Source organism: Mesorhizobium sp. WSM4817 (assembly GCF_055811135.1).
Genome location: NZ_JBVVQQ010000023.1, coordinates 14,310 through 28,000 on the forward strand (window position 1 = coordinate 14,310; position 13,691 = coordinate 28,000).

The 13,691-nt window shown below is 59.8% G+C and carries 9 protein-coding genes and 1 pseudogene; 3 read left to right on the forward strand and 7 right to left on the reverse strand.

The features are described from left to right. Positions 1–75: 75 nt before the first annotated feature. The 5 genes and pseudogenes from AC0L2K_RS26185 to AC0L2K_RS26205 all read right to left on the reverse strand — a co-directional run bounded on the left by AC0L2K_RS26185 (position 76) and on the right by AC0L2K_RS26205 (position 4,529). A pseudogene (locus tag AC0L2K_RS26185) lies at positions 76–559 on the reverse strand (GNAT family N-acetyltransferase). Between the two features lie 51 nt (positions 560–610). Then, positions 611–1,417, reverse strand: coding sequence for a hypothetical protein (locus AC0L2K_RS26190; protein ID WP_473532729.1), 807 nt, complete (start codon positions 1,415–1,417; stop codon positions 611–613). Further along, the gene (locus AC0L2K_RS26195; protein ID WP_473532730.1) at positions 1,387–2,313 is read right to left on the reverse strand and encodes an adenylate/guanylate cyclase domain-containing protein; all 927 of its coding nucleotides are present in this window, start codon (positions 2,311–2,313) and stop codon (positions 1,387–1,389) included. The genes AC0L2K_RS26190 and AC0L2K_RS26195 overlap by 31 nt, the downstream gene beginning before the upstream one ends. Positions 2,314–2,937: 624 nt before the next feature. Further along, positions 2,938–3,375 (reverse strand): YybH family protein, encoded by a 438-nt coding sequence (locus AC0L2K_RS26200; RefSeq protein WP_027152611.1) that lies wholly within the window; start codon positions 3,373–3,375, stop codon positions 2,938–2,940. A 665-nt stretch (positions 3,376–4,040) separates the two neighbouring features. Continuing rightward, positions 4,041–4,529 carry a cupin domain-containing protein gene (locus AC0L2K_RS26205; protein WP_473532731.1) on the reverse strand — a complete coding sequence of 163 codons (489 nt, stop codon included), beginning with the start codon at positions 4,527–4,529 and terminating at the stop codon, positions 4,041–4,043. Between the two features lie 482 nt (positions 4,530–5,011). Here AC0L2K_RS26205 and AC0L2K_RS26210 point away from each other — a divergent pair, with 482 nt between their 5' ends. Next, positions 5,012–6,991, forward strand: a complete 1,980-nt coding sequence (locus AC0L2K_RS26210) for a peptide ABC transporter substrate-binding protein (RefSeq protein WP_473532732.1) — start codon at positions 5,012–5,014, stop codon at positions 6,989–6,991. Further along, complete coding sequence (locus tag AC0L2K_RS26215; RefSeq protein WP_473532733.1) at positions 6,973–9,708, forward strand: adenylate/guanylate cyclase domain-containing protein; 2,736 nt, start codon at positions 6,973–6,975, stop codon at positions 9,706–9,708. Before AC0L2K_RS26210 ends, AC0L2K_RS26215 begins: the two co-directional genes overlap by 19 nt. A gap of 146 nt (positions 9,709–9,854) precedes the next feature. On the opposite strand, the gene AC0L2K_RS26220 is transcribed toward AC0L2K_RS26215, so the two are convergent. Together AC0L2K_RS26220 and AC0L2K_RS26225 are read right to left on the reverse strand one after the other, a co-directional pair. Then, on the reverse strand, positions 9,855–10,109 hold the full coding sequence (locus AC0L2K_RS26220; RefSeq protein WP_473532734.1) for a hypothetical protein: 255 nt from the start codon (positions 10,107–10,109) through the stop codon (positions 9,855–9,857). Positions 10,110–10,805: 696 nt separating this feature from the next. Continuing rightward, positions 10,806–12,488, reverse strand: coding sequence for an adenylate/guanylate cyclase domain-containing protein (locus tag AC0L2K_RS26225; protein WP_473524107.1), 1,683 nt, complete (start codon positions 12,486–12,488; stop codon positions 10,806–10,808). Between the two features lie 665 nt (positions 12,489–13,153). On the opposite strand from AC0L2K_RS26225, the gene AC0L2K_RS26230 reads away from it, so the two are divergent. Then, positions 13,154–13,690, forward strand: a complete 537-nt coding sequence (locus AC0L2K_RS26230; protein ID WP_473532735.1) for a FecR domain-containing protein — start codon at positions 13,154–13,156, stop codon at positions 13,688–13,690. Position 13,691 lies beyond the last annotated feature (1 nt).

Below are 13,691 nucleotides of genomic sequence, written 5' to 3' on the forward strand. Positions count from 1 at the left end.
TCGTCGATCCTCTGCGGTATCGCCCGGCCCATGGCCGCGGCGAACGAAGGGCTGCTATGCGCCTGCGCAAGGCAGTCAGAGCGATCGGTGCATTACCAGCGTGTCCACGAACCCCAGAACCGGATGCTCGAAACCTCGCGGAATCGTTCCGACAACGTCGAATCCAAGATGACGCCAAAGCTTGACCGCGCGTTCGTTGGTACTGACCACACAGTTGAACTGCATGGCCCGGAAGCCTCGCGCAGCCGCGTGACCCAGAGAGTGCTGGCACATCGCCGTTGCAACACCCCGGCCGACCGAGTCCGGCGCGGTTATATAACCGCAGTTGGCGACGTGGGCACCGGCGCCCCGTTGGTTCGCGTGCAGATAATAAGTTCCCCATCACCAGTTCGTCCGTCTCTGCGACGAACACCTCGTGATCCGGGGAAAACCAGTAGGACAGCGCGTCGGATCTGCTCCAGTCACGCGGCAGCGCGTAGGTTTCGCCTGCCCGCAAGATGGGTTCGACTATGTTCCAAATGGCGTCTGCGTCGGCAAGTGTGGCTGTGCGAATGGTCAGCAAGGCTAGATATCCAAATTTGCACGGATGGGGTTGTGGCCACGTCCGGCCCTACTGTGGCAGGCCGGCGTCTTCATAGCCATCGATGAAATGTTGTCGTTCGGCCTCGTGCCGGAACGGTTGTGTGCTTGCCCAGTGCTGTATTGAGAAATCCTGATTCGAGGCGAGGAATTGCCTTGCTTCCTCCCTGGCCTCTTCCATATGCCCGAGCCGCGCCAGACTTGCAGCCAAGATGCGTTGCGAGCCGAGCCGGTGCGTGGCCTCATGCCGGAGTGTCTCGACGGCATCGGCGTATTGACCCGCTGCGTATTGGGCGAGCCCGAGAAGCCAATAGTACCACCCCGGCGGGTGCGGATTGAGGCGAATGGCGTGGCGCAAATGTCCGATGCCCTCGATAGCCTTTCCCTCGAATGCCTGCAGTTGCCGCAGGAATGCCCAGGCATCGGCATGATTGGGATTGACCCGAAGGGCAGTGGCCAGCTCCGCCGCGCCTTCATCCGGCTTGCCATCGTAGATCAGCACGTCGCCGAAAATTGCATGGGCCACGGCATTTTCCGGATCAAGCGATACGGCGCGCCGGGCTGCCGCCAGAGCCAGCGAATGATGGCGCTCTGGAGCATCCAGGCTCATCGCAAGCCAAGCATGAGCATCGGCGAAGCCGGGATCGAGTTCGATGGCCCTTTCCAAGAGCGGCGGCGCGGCCCTGTTGCTTTCGGGCGACTGAATCACCAGCACCCGGCCGCGGACGAACAGATCATACGCTTCGAGACTTGCCGCCCTACGCGTGCTTGAGGTCGCAGCGGCTGGCAATACATCGGACAGGGCATTTACAATCGTGCCGACGACTTCGTCCTGCAACAGGAATACGTCCGCCAAATCCCGGTCGAAGCATCAGCCCAGAGATGACTGCTGTCCGTCGCGTCGATTAGCTGGGCATTGATCCGCACCCTTGCCTTCTCCCTGCGCACACTTCCTTCAAGCACATAACGCACCCTCAGATCCCTGGCGACGGAGCGGACATCGACTGACCTCCCCTTGTAGGCGAATGTGGAGTTGCGTGCGATCACCAACAGACCAGGCACCTTCGACAAGTCAGTGATCAGGTCTTCCGCAAGACCGTCGGCGAAGTATTCCTGCTCGGGATCGCTGCTCATGTTCGTGAATGGCAGAACGGCAATCGAAGGCTTGTCGGTAATGGCCTTGGACGTAGAAATCACAACAGGCGGCGTGCCGGAAACGCGGTAGATGCGAACTGGCAGGGCAATGTTTTTCACGGTCTGGGCCCCGAGATCCTCGAAGCCAACCTCGATCTTATTTCGGACGTGGTCGTAGATCGTTCCGGAGATGAGGATGCCGCCTGGCTCGGCGGTGGTTTCCAGGCGCGCAGCGATGTTGACGCCATCGCCATAAAGGTCGCTGCCCTCGACCATCACATCACCTAAATTGACGCCAATGCGCAGCACGATACGGAGCTTCTCAGGCAGAGCGGCATTGGCGGCAGCCATCGCATGCTGCACGTCTATGGCGCATTGCAAAGCATTGACGGCGCTGGCGAACTCCACCATCACGCCGTCGCCAGTCACCTTAAAGACCCGGCCATGGTGCCTGGCGACCAACGGCTGCAGCACTTGCTTACGTCGGGACTTGAGCGCGGCCAGCGTGCCGGCCTCATCCGTTTCCATGAGGCGGCTGTAGCCAACGACATCGGCCGCCATTACGGCGGCGAGTCGACGCTGGATGCGTTCGTCGGTCATGTGCGGCGATTGCTCTCATCTGAAAGCAGTCCGGCAGTGTACCGACGCTTCGTGAACGAGTCTATCAGTCCGACCCCGGCCTACCTCGTAGGCAAGGTCAAAAACGGATCATGAGCACTGGTCGCGGCCAATGTCTGCTTTCTGGCAAGAGCACCGGCTCAAGAAGGTCAGCAAGGGGTCAGGAACGTTGGTTCCGGTTAACGTCGGCTATCAGGCAGCGAAATGGGCTGATGAAGGACGGCAAAGTCACGACGATGCCCACAGCAACCTGAATGTCCGCTCTTGAGTATTCGCGGCCCGAAGCTGCCGGTCTGCTCTCGGCCCACTATGCTCTCGAGCAGCAATGCGCCCAAAATCGGACGTTGAGATCAGCATTGCCCCTTCCTGAAAGCCGACATCCCAAGAACCTCGCTTAGGGTCGTGGTTGCGCCTTTTCGCGACGTTCATGGCGCATCTACAAACCTGACGTTCGCGCTATGACTTGATGGGGACCCAAAGCGGCCGTCCGATGCTGCGAGCCTGATGACATGGGCCGACCCTTCGCAGAGAACGGACTGAAGAATAGCCGCGCTGCCGCAGCAAGGGGTTTGCGAGATCGACCGCTCCCCAAAACCACAACCGCGCCTATTGGCGGAGTACCGAATCGGCCGGCTGAGCCGTCATTATCGGATCGGCATGACGATGCACAATCTTCCAGAGACCATCTTCTGGGCGAAAGACGCTCGTCACGCGTAACGCTAGAGGTGTGACATCGCTCCGACCGCCAACCTTGGACCTGAGCTGCTCTACTTCGACGAGGTATGCCAGCTCAGACGTCACACACTTCGCTATGCTCTCGAAGCCGGTAGCGTCGCCGTCCCTGTAATTCGATGCCGCTTGCTCCATCGTCTCAGCGACCTGCTTCCATCCATGCGCGAAAGGGCCAAAGGGATTGCCCAGTGTTACATCGTCTCGTTGGGAAAAGAGCTTCTTCGCAGGCGCGGGGTTTCCTTTCATGAACTCATCCAGGGCTAGGTGATATTTTTCAACTGCTTGATCGAAATCATTGGCGTCGAGAGACACGTCATCCTCCCTGTCGTTTTATTTCTGATCCGGACTGGCGACTCCTGCAGGTTCAACATTCTGTGTGTCCGCAGCGGTGAGGCATTTCACTAACTGCGGCGCAGCGCGGGTTGGCTTGGTCAGTATAGCAGGGCCAAGACAAGTTTCGCGACAGCGCTTTGAGACGGCTCGGCAAATGGCCGGTTTCCACTCGACCGCGATGTAGAACGCTCCGCGGCTGTACGGCAGAACGAATCCTTCGGCTGGGTCGGTCGCGCCATTTGCTGACCTTCATGGCGCTGCTCCAAACCTGCCGTTCGCGCTACGACCTGATCCGACCCTTCCATGCCCTTCCTTCTGGGCGGCGCTACGACAATCCGTGACCCAATCACGACAGCCGAAATCACAGCGGCAGAGCATCGAAAGACCGCTCCTGGCGCGACCTTCCCGTTCGGAATGATCCGAGGCGGTCATGCCCCAGTGGCAAATTCCAACGTCTCCGGGACCAGCTTTCTTAATATCGCCAATGGGCCACGATTTTTGGCAGAAGGAGAGAGAGGGAGCCTGAGCTGCCGAGCTCCGCTTCCGTTGATGCGGTTTGCATTTATCCGCGTGAGGTAAAGCTCGCGCTTCTATTCCGGGCAACAAGGGTGTGCGAGGTGCAAAGTAGCCGGCTGAGCCGCATTTCACTTCTTGCGCGGATCGTCAGCCGGGTTGATGTAAGTAATACGAAACGGTCCGACGAAATGAACCTCGATGATAGTCTCTTCGCCTCCCGTCCAGACGTAATGCGCTTGATTTGCTGGCAGCGCGTGGAAGGCTCCGGGTTTTAGCAGGTCGCCAGTCTTTTCGCTCTTTTCGCCGACTCCAAAGCCAATGCTGCCGCTGACCAGGGTGATGGTCTCGGCATACGGGTGAGTGTGGGGCGGAATCTGATAGTTGGGCGGAAACTTGGAGCGTGTGACAACCACTTCGCCAGTCTTTGTCGGATCGCCCGTCAAGACAGCGACTTTAGCCCCTTTTGGCAGGCTAGGATTATCCTTCCATACCAGCTTGTCAGGCGTAAGCAGGGTCACATCCATATCGTCCGCGAATGCCGAACCTCCACATACGGTCAAAACTGCTGCAACTGTAATACCGAAGGCAAGTGTGGATCTGCGATTCATAGATTTCATCGCTTCCTCCATTTAGCATGTGCGTGGTGCGCACGAACAAATCATCCAGAGCCCGACCCGACCAATTGTCAAATCAACTGATCGGTGGTCGCCATCCCAGCCAACCCCACCGTCGGGAATCGGGGCGTGAGGCGACCTTACCTGTTCCCGCTGTGTAGGTCAGGATATGGCGCGATCAAGGCGATGCGCGCTTCAGCCGCTCAGCATGTCCAGGGCGGCATTAAAGGACCGGGTCGGGTGGAATCTTGCTGTCTGAGCCGACTGCCGGAACGCACAGGCAGCGCCAGGAGCTGACGTCCGGCCGACGCCCGCCGAATGGCTCAATCCCAACGATTTTGTGCCCTTCGTTCGCAGCAATCCTCCAGCGACCCGAAAACACCATTTCCACCGTTAGGGCAAGGACTCGCATGAGCGATGGGCTGTGATTCTTGGCCTACCGCTTGCATCTAAACAGCGGTTGCAGATTCCGAGCGCACAGTCGCTTGCATATCGCGGTGACCTCTCCAGCGATTTCAGCGGATGCATCATTCGGGCCCCAGGTGCAGGTTCATTGTCTCGGACCGATTGGTCTTGCCAGCGGCTGCAATTGCGATCAATTTCATAGACTGGAGATATACATCTCCTCGCACAGCCAACTGTCTGAAAGGGAGCTGCGGCCGCAGGATCACAGGGGCAGGGAGGAAGGGATGCGAGCGTCTCGGAGCCGAGAGGGTGTATCGTTGGCCCGCATCAATGCTATTTGCAGGTTATTGCTGCTCATGGTCGCGACGCTCGTTGTCGGTTTGCCCCAACCCGCACAGCCGACCGAGCTGGATGGCGATCCGTTGAGATTGTTGCTGTGGCAAGCGCCAAGCACACTGAACCCACACCAAGCGCCGGGCATCAAGGATCAAACGGCAAGCCGTATCGTCTACGAGCCACTGGCCAGCTTCGACGCAGAGGGCCGGCTGGTGCACTTTCTCGCAGCCGAGATTCCATCGCTTGAGAATGGCCAGGTCGCGCCCGATGGCAGATCGGTCACATGGAAGCTTAGGCCGGGCATCAAGTGGTCCGACGGCGTGCCGTTCACCGCGAAGGATGTCCTTTTCACCTACCAATACATAGTGAACGAGGACGTGGGCTCGTCGAGCGCGGGCTCGTACAAATCAGTCGCGAAGGTGGAGGCGCTCGACAACTTAACGGTCAAGGTCACCTTCAAGGACGTCAATCCCGCCTGGTCGCTGCCCTTCGTCGGCGTGCAGGGAATGATTATTCCGGAACACGTATTCGGCCAGTACAATAACAAAGATGCCGCCAGCGCTCCGGCAAACCTCGCCCCGGTGGGCACCGGTCCTTACCGACTCAAGGAGTTCCGGACGGAGGACGTCCTTCTCATCGGCGAGGACGTCGTCAACACGGTCAAGATCATCTTCGAGCCAAATCCCGAGTATCGTGATCGTGACAGCCTGGCGTTCACGCAGGTCACGCTTCAGGGCGGTGGCGACGCCAGAACCGCTGCAAACGCCGTGAGCGAAGGCATCGTCGACTACGCGTGGAACCTTCAGGTCGGCGAGGCTGACCTTCGAAGCCTTGAAACCAAGGGCGTTGGTAGGGTCGAGTTGTATTGGGGATCCTATGTCGAACGCATCATGCTCAATTTCACCGATCCCAGACGGGAAACCGCCGACGGCGAACGCGCGAGCGTGGAGTTCCCGCATCCAATCCTGACCGACAGGCGCGTCCGGCAGGCGCTGGCCGCCGCCGTTGACCGGCGGAAAGCTGCCGAACTGCACGGCAGGAGTGGCCGCGCCACCGCCAATCTCCTAGTCGCACCGGCCGCCTTCGCCTCGCCGAACACGAAATGGGAGTTCAATCTCGATAAGGCGCGCGCTCTGCTGGACGAAGCCGGATGGCGCGACACCGATGGCGACGGCGTCCGCGACAAGGACGGCGTCCCGCTGGCGCTGGTGTTTCAGACCAGCATCAACCCGGTGCGGGAGGCGACCCAGGACTTCATAAAGGCGGACTTCGGCTCGATCGGAGTCCGGGTGGAAAACAAGCTGATCGATTCCAGCATCTTCCTGGGGTCGTCGCCCGACAATACGAACACCAGACGGCACTTCTATGCGGACCTCGAGGAGTTCGCTTACGGCAACAAGGGCCCCGATCCCGGCAGCTACATGATCGGCTGGACCTGCGCCGAAGCAGCACAGAAGAAAAACAACTGGTCGGGAACGAATTGGGCCCGCTATTGCAATCCCGAGTATGATGCGCTGTTCCAGGCGTCGGCGACCGAAGTCGATCCGGAGAAACGGGGCGCGCTGTTCATGGCGATGAACGATCTCCTGATCGCCGATGCCGCGGTCATTCCGCTCATCGAATGGGCTTATACTTCGGGCCTGCGCAATGACATAGCCGGCTACTATCCTACCCCTTGGGACGCTGAAACCTGGGACATAGCGAAGTGGCATCGCAAGAAGTGATCGGAGGCGGCCGGGACGCAGAAGGCATCCAAGCGGACGGGAAGTCGGGGCAAATTCGGCAGTTGTACACCGCTCCCTTGGGGAAACTGACCGCTTGGGTCGCGGCGGCGCTGCGCAAGCTCAACATTGGCGGCAAGCTTACGGTCGGCTTTGGCATCCTGGTCGCTTTAATGCTGCTTGTCGTCGGGTTGAACTACCTGGGAAGCATAGCGGCCGTTCGCAACATCAACAGAACCACCGATCTCAGCGCGCCAAGCGCGGTTGCATCGGCTCGGGCTCAAGCGAATCTGCTCCGCATGCTGGGCGAGGTCCGAGGTTATCTGGCACTTGGCGACGAATCCTATCGGGATGACTATCGGCTGGCCAACGAGGCCTTCCTTGGCGACATGCGCGAGCTCGAGGGTCTCCTGCGCGCAAAGGGGGAGTCGCCAGCCGGGCGCAGCAATGCCGAGCTCGGCATGCAAGAAATCGGTCAACTATTGGCTGAATGGAAACCACTGTCCGAGCAGCTATTCGAACTGCGTAACGACCAGCTGCGCAGGGAACCCGCGCTCAAGATCCTTGTGAGCGACGCCAACCCGCTCATAGCGACGGTGGTGGCGTCGGCCAAAGCCATGATGCTGGCCCAGCAGAACCGTGATCCGACGGCTGCCAATACGGCGCTCCTGGCCGACCTGGCCTCGTTCCAGAGCTCCTTCTACGCGATGGTCGCTGGGCTGCGCGGCTATGTCACCACTGGACGGGAGAGCTTCAAATATGAGTATCAGGCCAACCTTAATATCAATGAAGGGGCCTGGTCCAACATCGCGAAAGAGGGCACCACGCTTGCGGCTAACCAGACTGTATTGATCGATAGAATGGCCAAGAGCCGGACTGCATTCCTCGAGCTGCCCGCGCGGATGTTCGAGGCGGTGGAGGGCGAACACGCACGCGAGGACCTTTATCTGTTCCGCACGAAGGCAGTGCCGATCGCAGAGCGCATGCTCGCGCTCCTCGACGCTGTCGCCACTCAAGAGCAGCAGCGGCTTCAAGTCGACCTCGCGGGCGGCCGGGACCAGCTCGAACGTGCGCAACAAATAATCCTGACCGTCGGGGCAGCAGCCGTTTTGTCGGGCTTACTGCTTGGCCTGATATTCCGGGACAGTATCGCCGGACCGATCCAGCGACTGACCGGTGTCGCCGATCGCGTGCGCAGAGGCGACCTCGCGGCCCGCGCGAAGGTCGAGTCAGGCGATGAAATCGGCAAGCTCGCTGCCAGCTTCAACAGCATGACCGTGCAACTGGCTTCGAACATTGGAGACCTCGAGAACCGCCGCAGAGAGCAGGAGAACCTCGCCAGACGGTTTCGCCGCCAGAGCGAATATCTGGGCGCCTTGCATGACACGTCGCTCGGGTTGATCGCGAGGCTCGATCTTGCCGAGCTTCTGTCGGATCTCACGAGTCGAGCAGCGCAGTTGCTGGGTACCGAGCACGGCTACGTCTACCTGGTTGACGAGGCCGGTGAATCTCTCGAGCGCAAGGTCGGAGTCGGGGTCTACGCCACGCATATCGGCCAGAGGCTGGTGATAAACGAAGGGGTAGCCGGCACGGTGTGGAATACTGGCGAGCCGCTCGTGATCACCGACTATCAGAACTGGCCGGGACGGGCCGCTGCCGCAGCCCAAATGGACATCACTATTCGGGCGATCATGGGGGTGCCGCTCAAGTCCGGCGACACGGTCGTTGGCGTGCTCGGCATTGCTTACGACGACGCCTCGGCGCTCGACTTCGGCGAGGAAGAGGTCGAGTTGTTGAAGCGCTTTGGACAGCTCGCCTCGATCGCGCTGGAAAACGCTCAACTTCACACTGCAACGGCGGCTGCCAGGCGCGAGGCGGAGGAAGCGAGCAATCGCGTCGGCGAACAGAACCGCATGCTCGAATCGCCTTCCAGCAAGCTGTCCAAGTATCTCTCGCCGCAGGTTTATTCATCGATCTTCTCGGGCAAACGGAACGTCGAGATTTCTTCATCGAGAAAGAAACTCACCGTGTTCTTTTCCGACATTGCCGACTTTACCGCGACGACGGACAAACTCGAGTCCGAGGAATTGACAGAACTGCTCAATCAGTACCTGACCGAGATGGCGAAGATCGCCTTGGAGCACGGCGCAACCATCGACAAGTATGTTGGGGACGCCATCCTCGCCTTCTTCGGCGACCCCGAGACCAAAGGCACCAGAGAGGATGCGCTCGCCTGCGTCAGCATGGCGATCGCGATGCAGAGGCGCATGAAGGAGCTGCAGAGAGAGTGGGTGGACGCAGGCTATAAACTGCCCTTCCATCTGCGTATCGGAATCAACACCGGCTACTGCACAGTCGGCAATTTCGGCAGTGAGGACCGGATGGACTACACCATCATTGGCGGAGAGGTGAATCTCGCCTCGCGTCTTCAGGCACATGCCGACCTTGGCGGCATCCTGCTGGCGCATGAGACCTGGGCGCTTGTCAAGGACGACATCGAGTCAGAGGAGCTGACGCCGCTGACCATCAAAGGCTTTTCGGAACCGGTTCGGTCATATCGGGTGCTTGGAATTCGGGGCGATCAACCGACTCCCGCGCCGGTGCTCCGCCACATCCAGGAAGGATTGCGGGTCGAGATCGACGTGCCCTTCCTGAAAGGCGCTAGCCGAGCCGAAGCCATCAAGGTGCTTGAAGAATTTATTACGCAACTACGGAACTGAACGCTCGAGACGAACGCTGAGTGCTTTGGTCGCTCGCGAAAAAAAGCTGCCGTTCGCGCAACGGATCGAGTCGACCCGCCTCCAGTCGTTGGGATTCGAGCACGCAAACGGCACAAGTTGACTCAAAGCGGTCATGCACGCGGCCGTTATCGTCGCCCGCCAGCCAACCTGTATTCGACGTCTACCTCGATGATGCCGCCAGTATCCCCGACGTCGCTCCGTACTTCCTCGCGCACGGCTTTGCGCGCCTCCGCGGAAAGCGAGACAAATGCTTGCCCAGCCGAGCCCGCACCTTTCTCGAAGGGTTCGAAGTATGCATCAAAGGAAGGCAGCACGAAGCGATGCATCTCGGTGGTGATCTCCACGTCCCGGAAATCCGCGACCTCGAGCAGCGACCTCAATTTCATTTCGTCGCCAAGCGAAAATACGCGGGCGGCGGCGGCCGCTAACGATGGCACGTGCCGTGCAATGGCGAGGTTAATGCGAGTGTTATAGGACCGTCCTGGCACTGTGTTGACTGAAACCGCGACGCTTCGGCTGCGAGACCTGTGCCCGCGGCGATGTCGAGGACGCGCATACCCGGCGCGATGTGAGCCGCGCGAAGTAGGTAGGGTGCGAAGTGTGTCGTGACGCGCGCGAAGGCACCGTCGTAACCGGCCGCAGCTTCATCCCTGTATGTCAGTTCCTCTGCCACTCGGGCGAGTCCATTTGATCGACGCTACAACGACTAGGCTAGGACAATGCCGAAGGCTACTCTTTGGATTTGAATGTCCGTCCTTGGGACGCTCCTTAACCGTTCGGATCGGCGGCAAGTAACGTGAACTTCCCACCCGATCCGGTCCTTTAATGCCGCTCTGGACATACTGAGCGGCTGAAGCGTGCATCGCCTTGATCACGCCATCTTTGGGCATTCACGATACGAACGCGAAACGCCGCATTCGTCACCCACTCCGCGCGTAGCCTACGGCCGGGGCAAGAGGCGCGGTGTTCCGCAACCTCAAAGGACGAACTATCGTTTGCGACCGCGAAGCCATCCGCATGCGTTCCGGTGAACTCGTCGCGTGGTGTAAATTTTCAATGTCCCATTGGCGGCCTACTTACTCCGGCAATCCGGCGTTGCGCAGGCCATCGAGCAGAGGTTTGAGCGCATCTCGGTGAGCATAAGGATTCACAGCGATCAGTTCCCGCGATGAGATGCTGGGTCTAAGTTCGCGAGCCTTCGCCAGCGCATGCGCAGCGAGAGCGGCATGGCCGAGATGGTCATGGGCGGCCGCCAGTGTGAGCCAAGCGGGGTGATCCTTTTTTGGCATGTTGTCCAAGGCCGCTACGACTTCGCCATATCTCCTCAGTTCCAACAAGATTTTGGCGCGAATTACCCAGAACCAGTGTGGTGGAAACGGGGTTCTCTTCAGCGCGTCGTCGATTGAAGCCAGAGCCTCCTCCGGCCGGCCGGCGTATCGCAACCAATTCGCTCGGTCCGCGCGAATTTGCGCATCGGCCGGATTGAGAGCGACGGCGCGGTCGAAATGGACGCCGGCCCGTTTGTATTCGCGGAGCCACACCATGACCATGCCGTTGGCGTGGTGGACCGTCGGATCGTTGCTGTCCAACTCCATGGCTCTTTGTGCGGCAAGTGACGCTTCGTGCAGCGTTCGTGGATCGGTGTCGAACCAGTAGCGGCCGAGGAGAGCGATCGCCAGCCAGGCGTGGGCGTGCGCAAAATCGGGATCGATCGCCGTCGCGCGGGAAAAAAGCGGAACGGCCTCCTTCTCCATGTTGGCGTCGGCCAGCTCCCGGCCCTGCAGGAAAAAGTCATAGGCCGTCCAGCTCGACGTTGGCCGCTTGCGCACCTGAAGAGCAGCAGCGGCCACCATTCGCCCCTCGAGCGTCGTCACGATTGCTGCCACGACTTCGTCCTGCACAGCAAAAATGTCGTGGCATTCGCGATCATACCGCTCCGCCCAGACGTGGTTGCCTGTCCTTGCGTCGATCAACTGTGCAGTAATGCGAATCCGCTCGCCCGCCTTCCGCACACTACCTTCGATGACGTAGTTCGCGCCCAGATCGCGGGCGGCCTGCATTGGGTTGATGCCCATCCTGGCAAGATGGAACGAAGCGTGACGCGCCGCGACGGTAAGATTTCTGAACCGCGACAACTCGGTGGTGATGTCCTCCGTGATGCCGTCCGAAAGGTATTGTTGACTGGGATCGCCGCTCAGATTGTCGAATGGCAAAACGGCAATGGAGGGCCTGGCAGCAGACGTCGTTGCGGCCCGCCCGCCCACTTGACCAGTACTCGTTTCCACACGGTAAACCCGCACCGGTCTGACGATATTCTTGAGCGCCACCTCGCCCATGTCCTCGAAGGCAGCGTTGCCCTTGCCTCGCAATTCCTCATGAACCTTGGCCGAGACGCAGACCCCGCCTGGCTCTGCCAAGGCTTCGAGGCGAGCCGCAACGTTCACACCGTCGCCATAGATGTCCGAGCCCTCACCGATCACGTCGCCCAGATTGATGCCGATACGCAGCAATATGCGGCGGTGCTCGGTGACGGATTGGTTGGCCTCCGCCATTTTGGCCTGTAGTTCGACTGCAGCCTCGACCGCGTTCACCGCGCTGGTGAACTCCATCAGCACGCCGTCGCCCATAAGCTTGACGATCCGCCCGCCGCGATCGCGAACGATCGGCTCCAGGATCGCCTTGCGCCGCTCCTTCAGTGCCGCCAGCGTACCCGCCTCATCCGCCTCCATCATTCGGCTGTAGCCGACCACGTCGGCCACAGCGATGGCGGCAAGACGGCGTCTGACGCGTTCATCAGCCATTAAGTGATCGCCTCACTGGTTGGATCGATGATATTTGCGCCGCACGGAGGAGTCCATCGTGGCCAGCAACGAGAACGGCTACCTGAGTGGAATGATGGTCTCTTACCCCTTTCGGGACATTGAGCCTTCAACAGTCAATGACTGCTTCGGGTCATCAGTGCTGGTGGCCGCGAATGTCGGCTATCGGGCAGAAAAACGGGTTGATGAAGGTCGGCTTGGGGTCAGGTCACGACGATGCCCACACCAACCTGAATGTCCGATCTTGAATATTCGCAGCCCAAAGCTGCCGGTCTGCTCTCGGCCCCATTGCGGTCATTCAAGGGCTTGCTACGGAGTGACCGCTTCTGGCGCGACCTGCTCGTTCTGGCAGATGAGCCGAACAGCAGCGTCGCCGCGTGAGGTTCGCGACATTCGCATCGCGGCCGCTTCAAACGGCTTGATGTCGGCTTATTTGGTGTTGGAGCAAGCTATCGTGCTAAGATCGCTGGTCGGCACCGTGCTACCTCTAAGGCAACGCGGCTGCAAGTGCCGGTTCGTACGCATGAGTATACTGCCAGGCTGACCGCAGAAGACAATGCAAAGATTTTCTTGCCGCAGATTTTCGCAAAAGCAAGGAGACGTTCATGAGCGCAAGTGGCCGATATCTCCGGAGCCTGATGGCATGCATGCTTGCCTGTGTCTTTTGGGTGGATACCGTTTCAGCGCAGTCGAATAACGCCGGCTGTACGTTCAGACTGGTAGCAGGTACGTCCCGACAAATTCTGAGATGCCGGGAAGGCCTTACCATCATTGCGGAAGATGGCGCTCGTTTTGCCCTGGTGGACCGTGATCGAAATGGTAGTGCCGATGCGGTCAGATTACGGCGCAAGGCGCTGTTGCTCGATGCTCCAGCCGGCAGGGTCCGGGGTGGCTTCGCTGTCGTCACCCCGCAGGCGATTGCCGCGGTGCGAGGTACAAAATGGGCAGTCGACGTTGCCAGAGGCAAGACCTCTGTTTTCGTCGTCAAAGGTCGCGTCGCCGTGCAAAGGCCGGCGTCCAATGCTGGTGTAGTCCTCGGGCCGGGCGAAGGCGTCGATGTCGAAGCCGGAACAGGCACACTGACGGTCAAGCGCTGGCCCGCCGCACGTGTTTCGGCTTTGATGGCCCGTTTCGGTCAGTAAG

Coding starts and splice junctions, on each gene's coding strand:
- AC0L2K_RS26195 (WP_473532730.1), bottom strand. CDS start 2,313: ATGACCGACGAACGCATCCAGCGTCGACTCGCCGCCGTAATGGCGGCC.
- AC0L2K_RS26205 (WP_473532731.1), bottom strand. CDS start 4,529: ATGAAATCTATGAATCGCAGATCCACACTTGCCTTCGGTATTACAGTT.
- AC0L2K_RS26230 (WP_473532735.1), top strand. CDS start 13,154: ATGAGCGCAAGTGGCCGATATCTCCGGAGCCTGATGGCATGCATGCTT.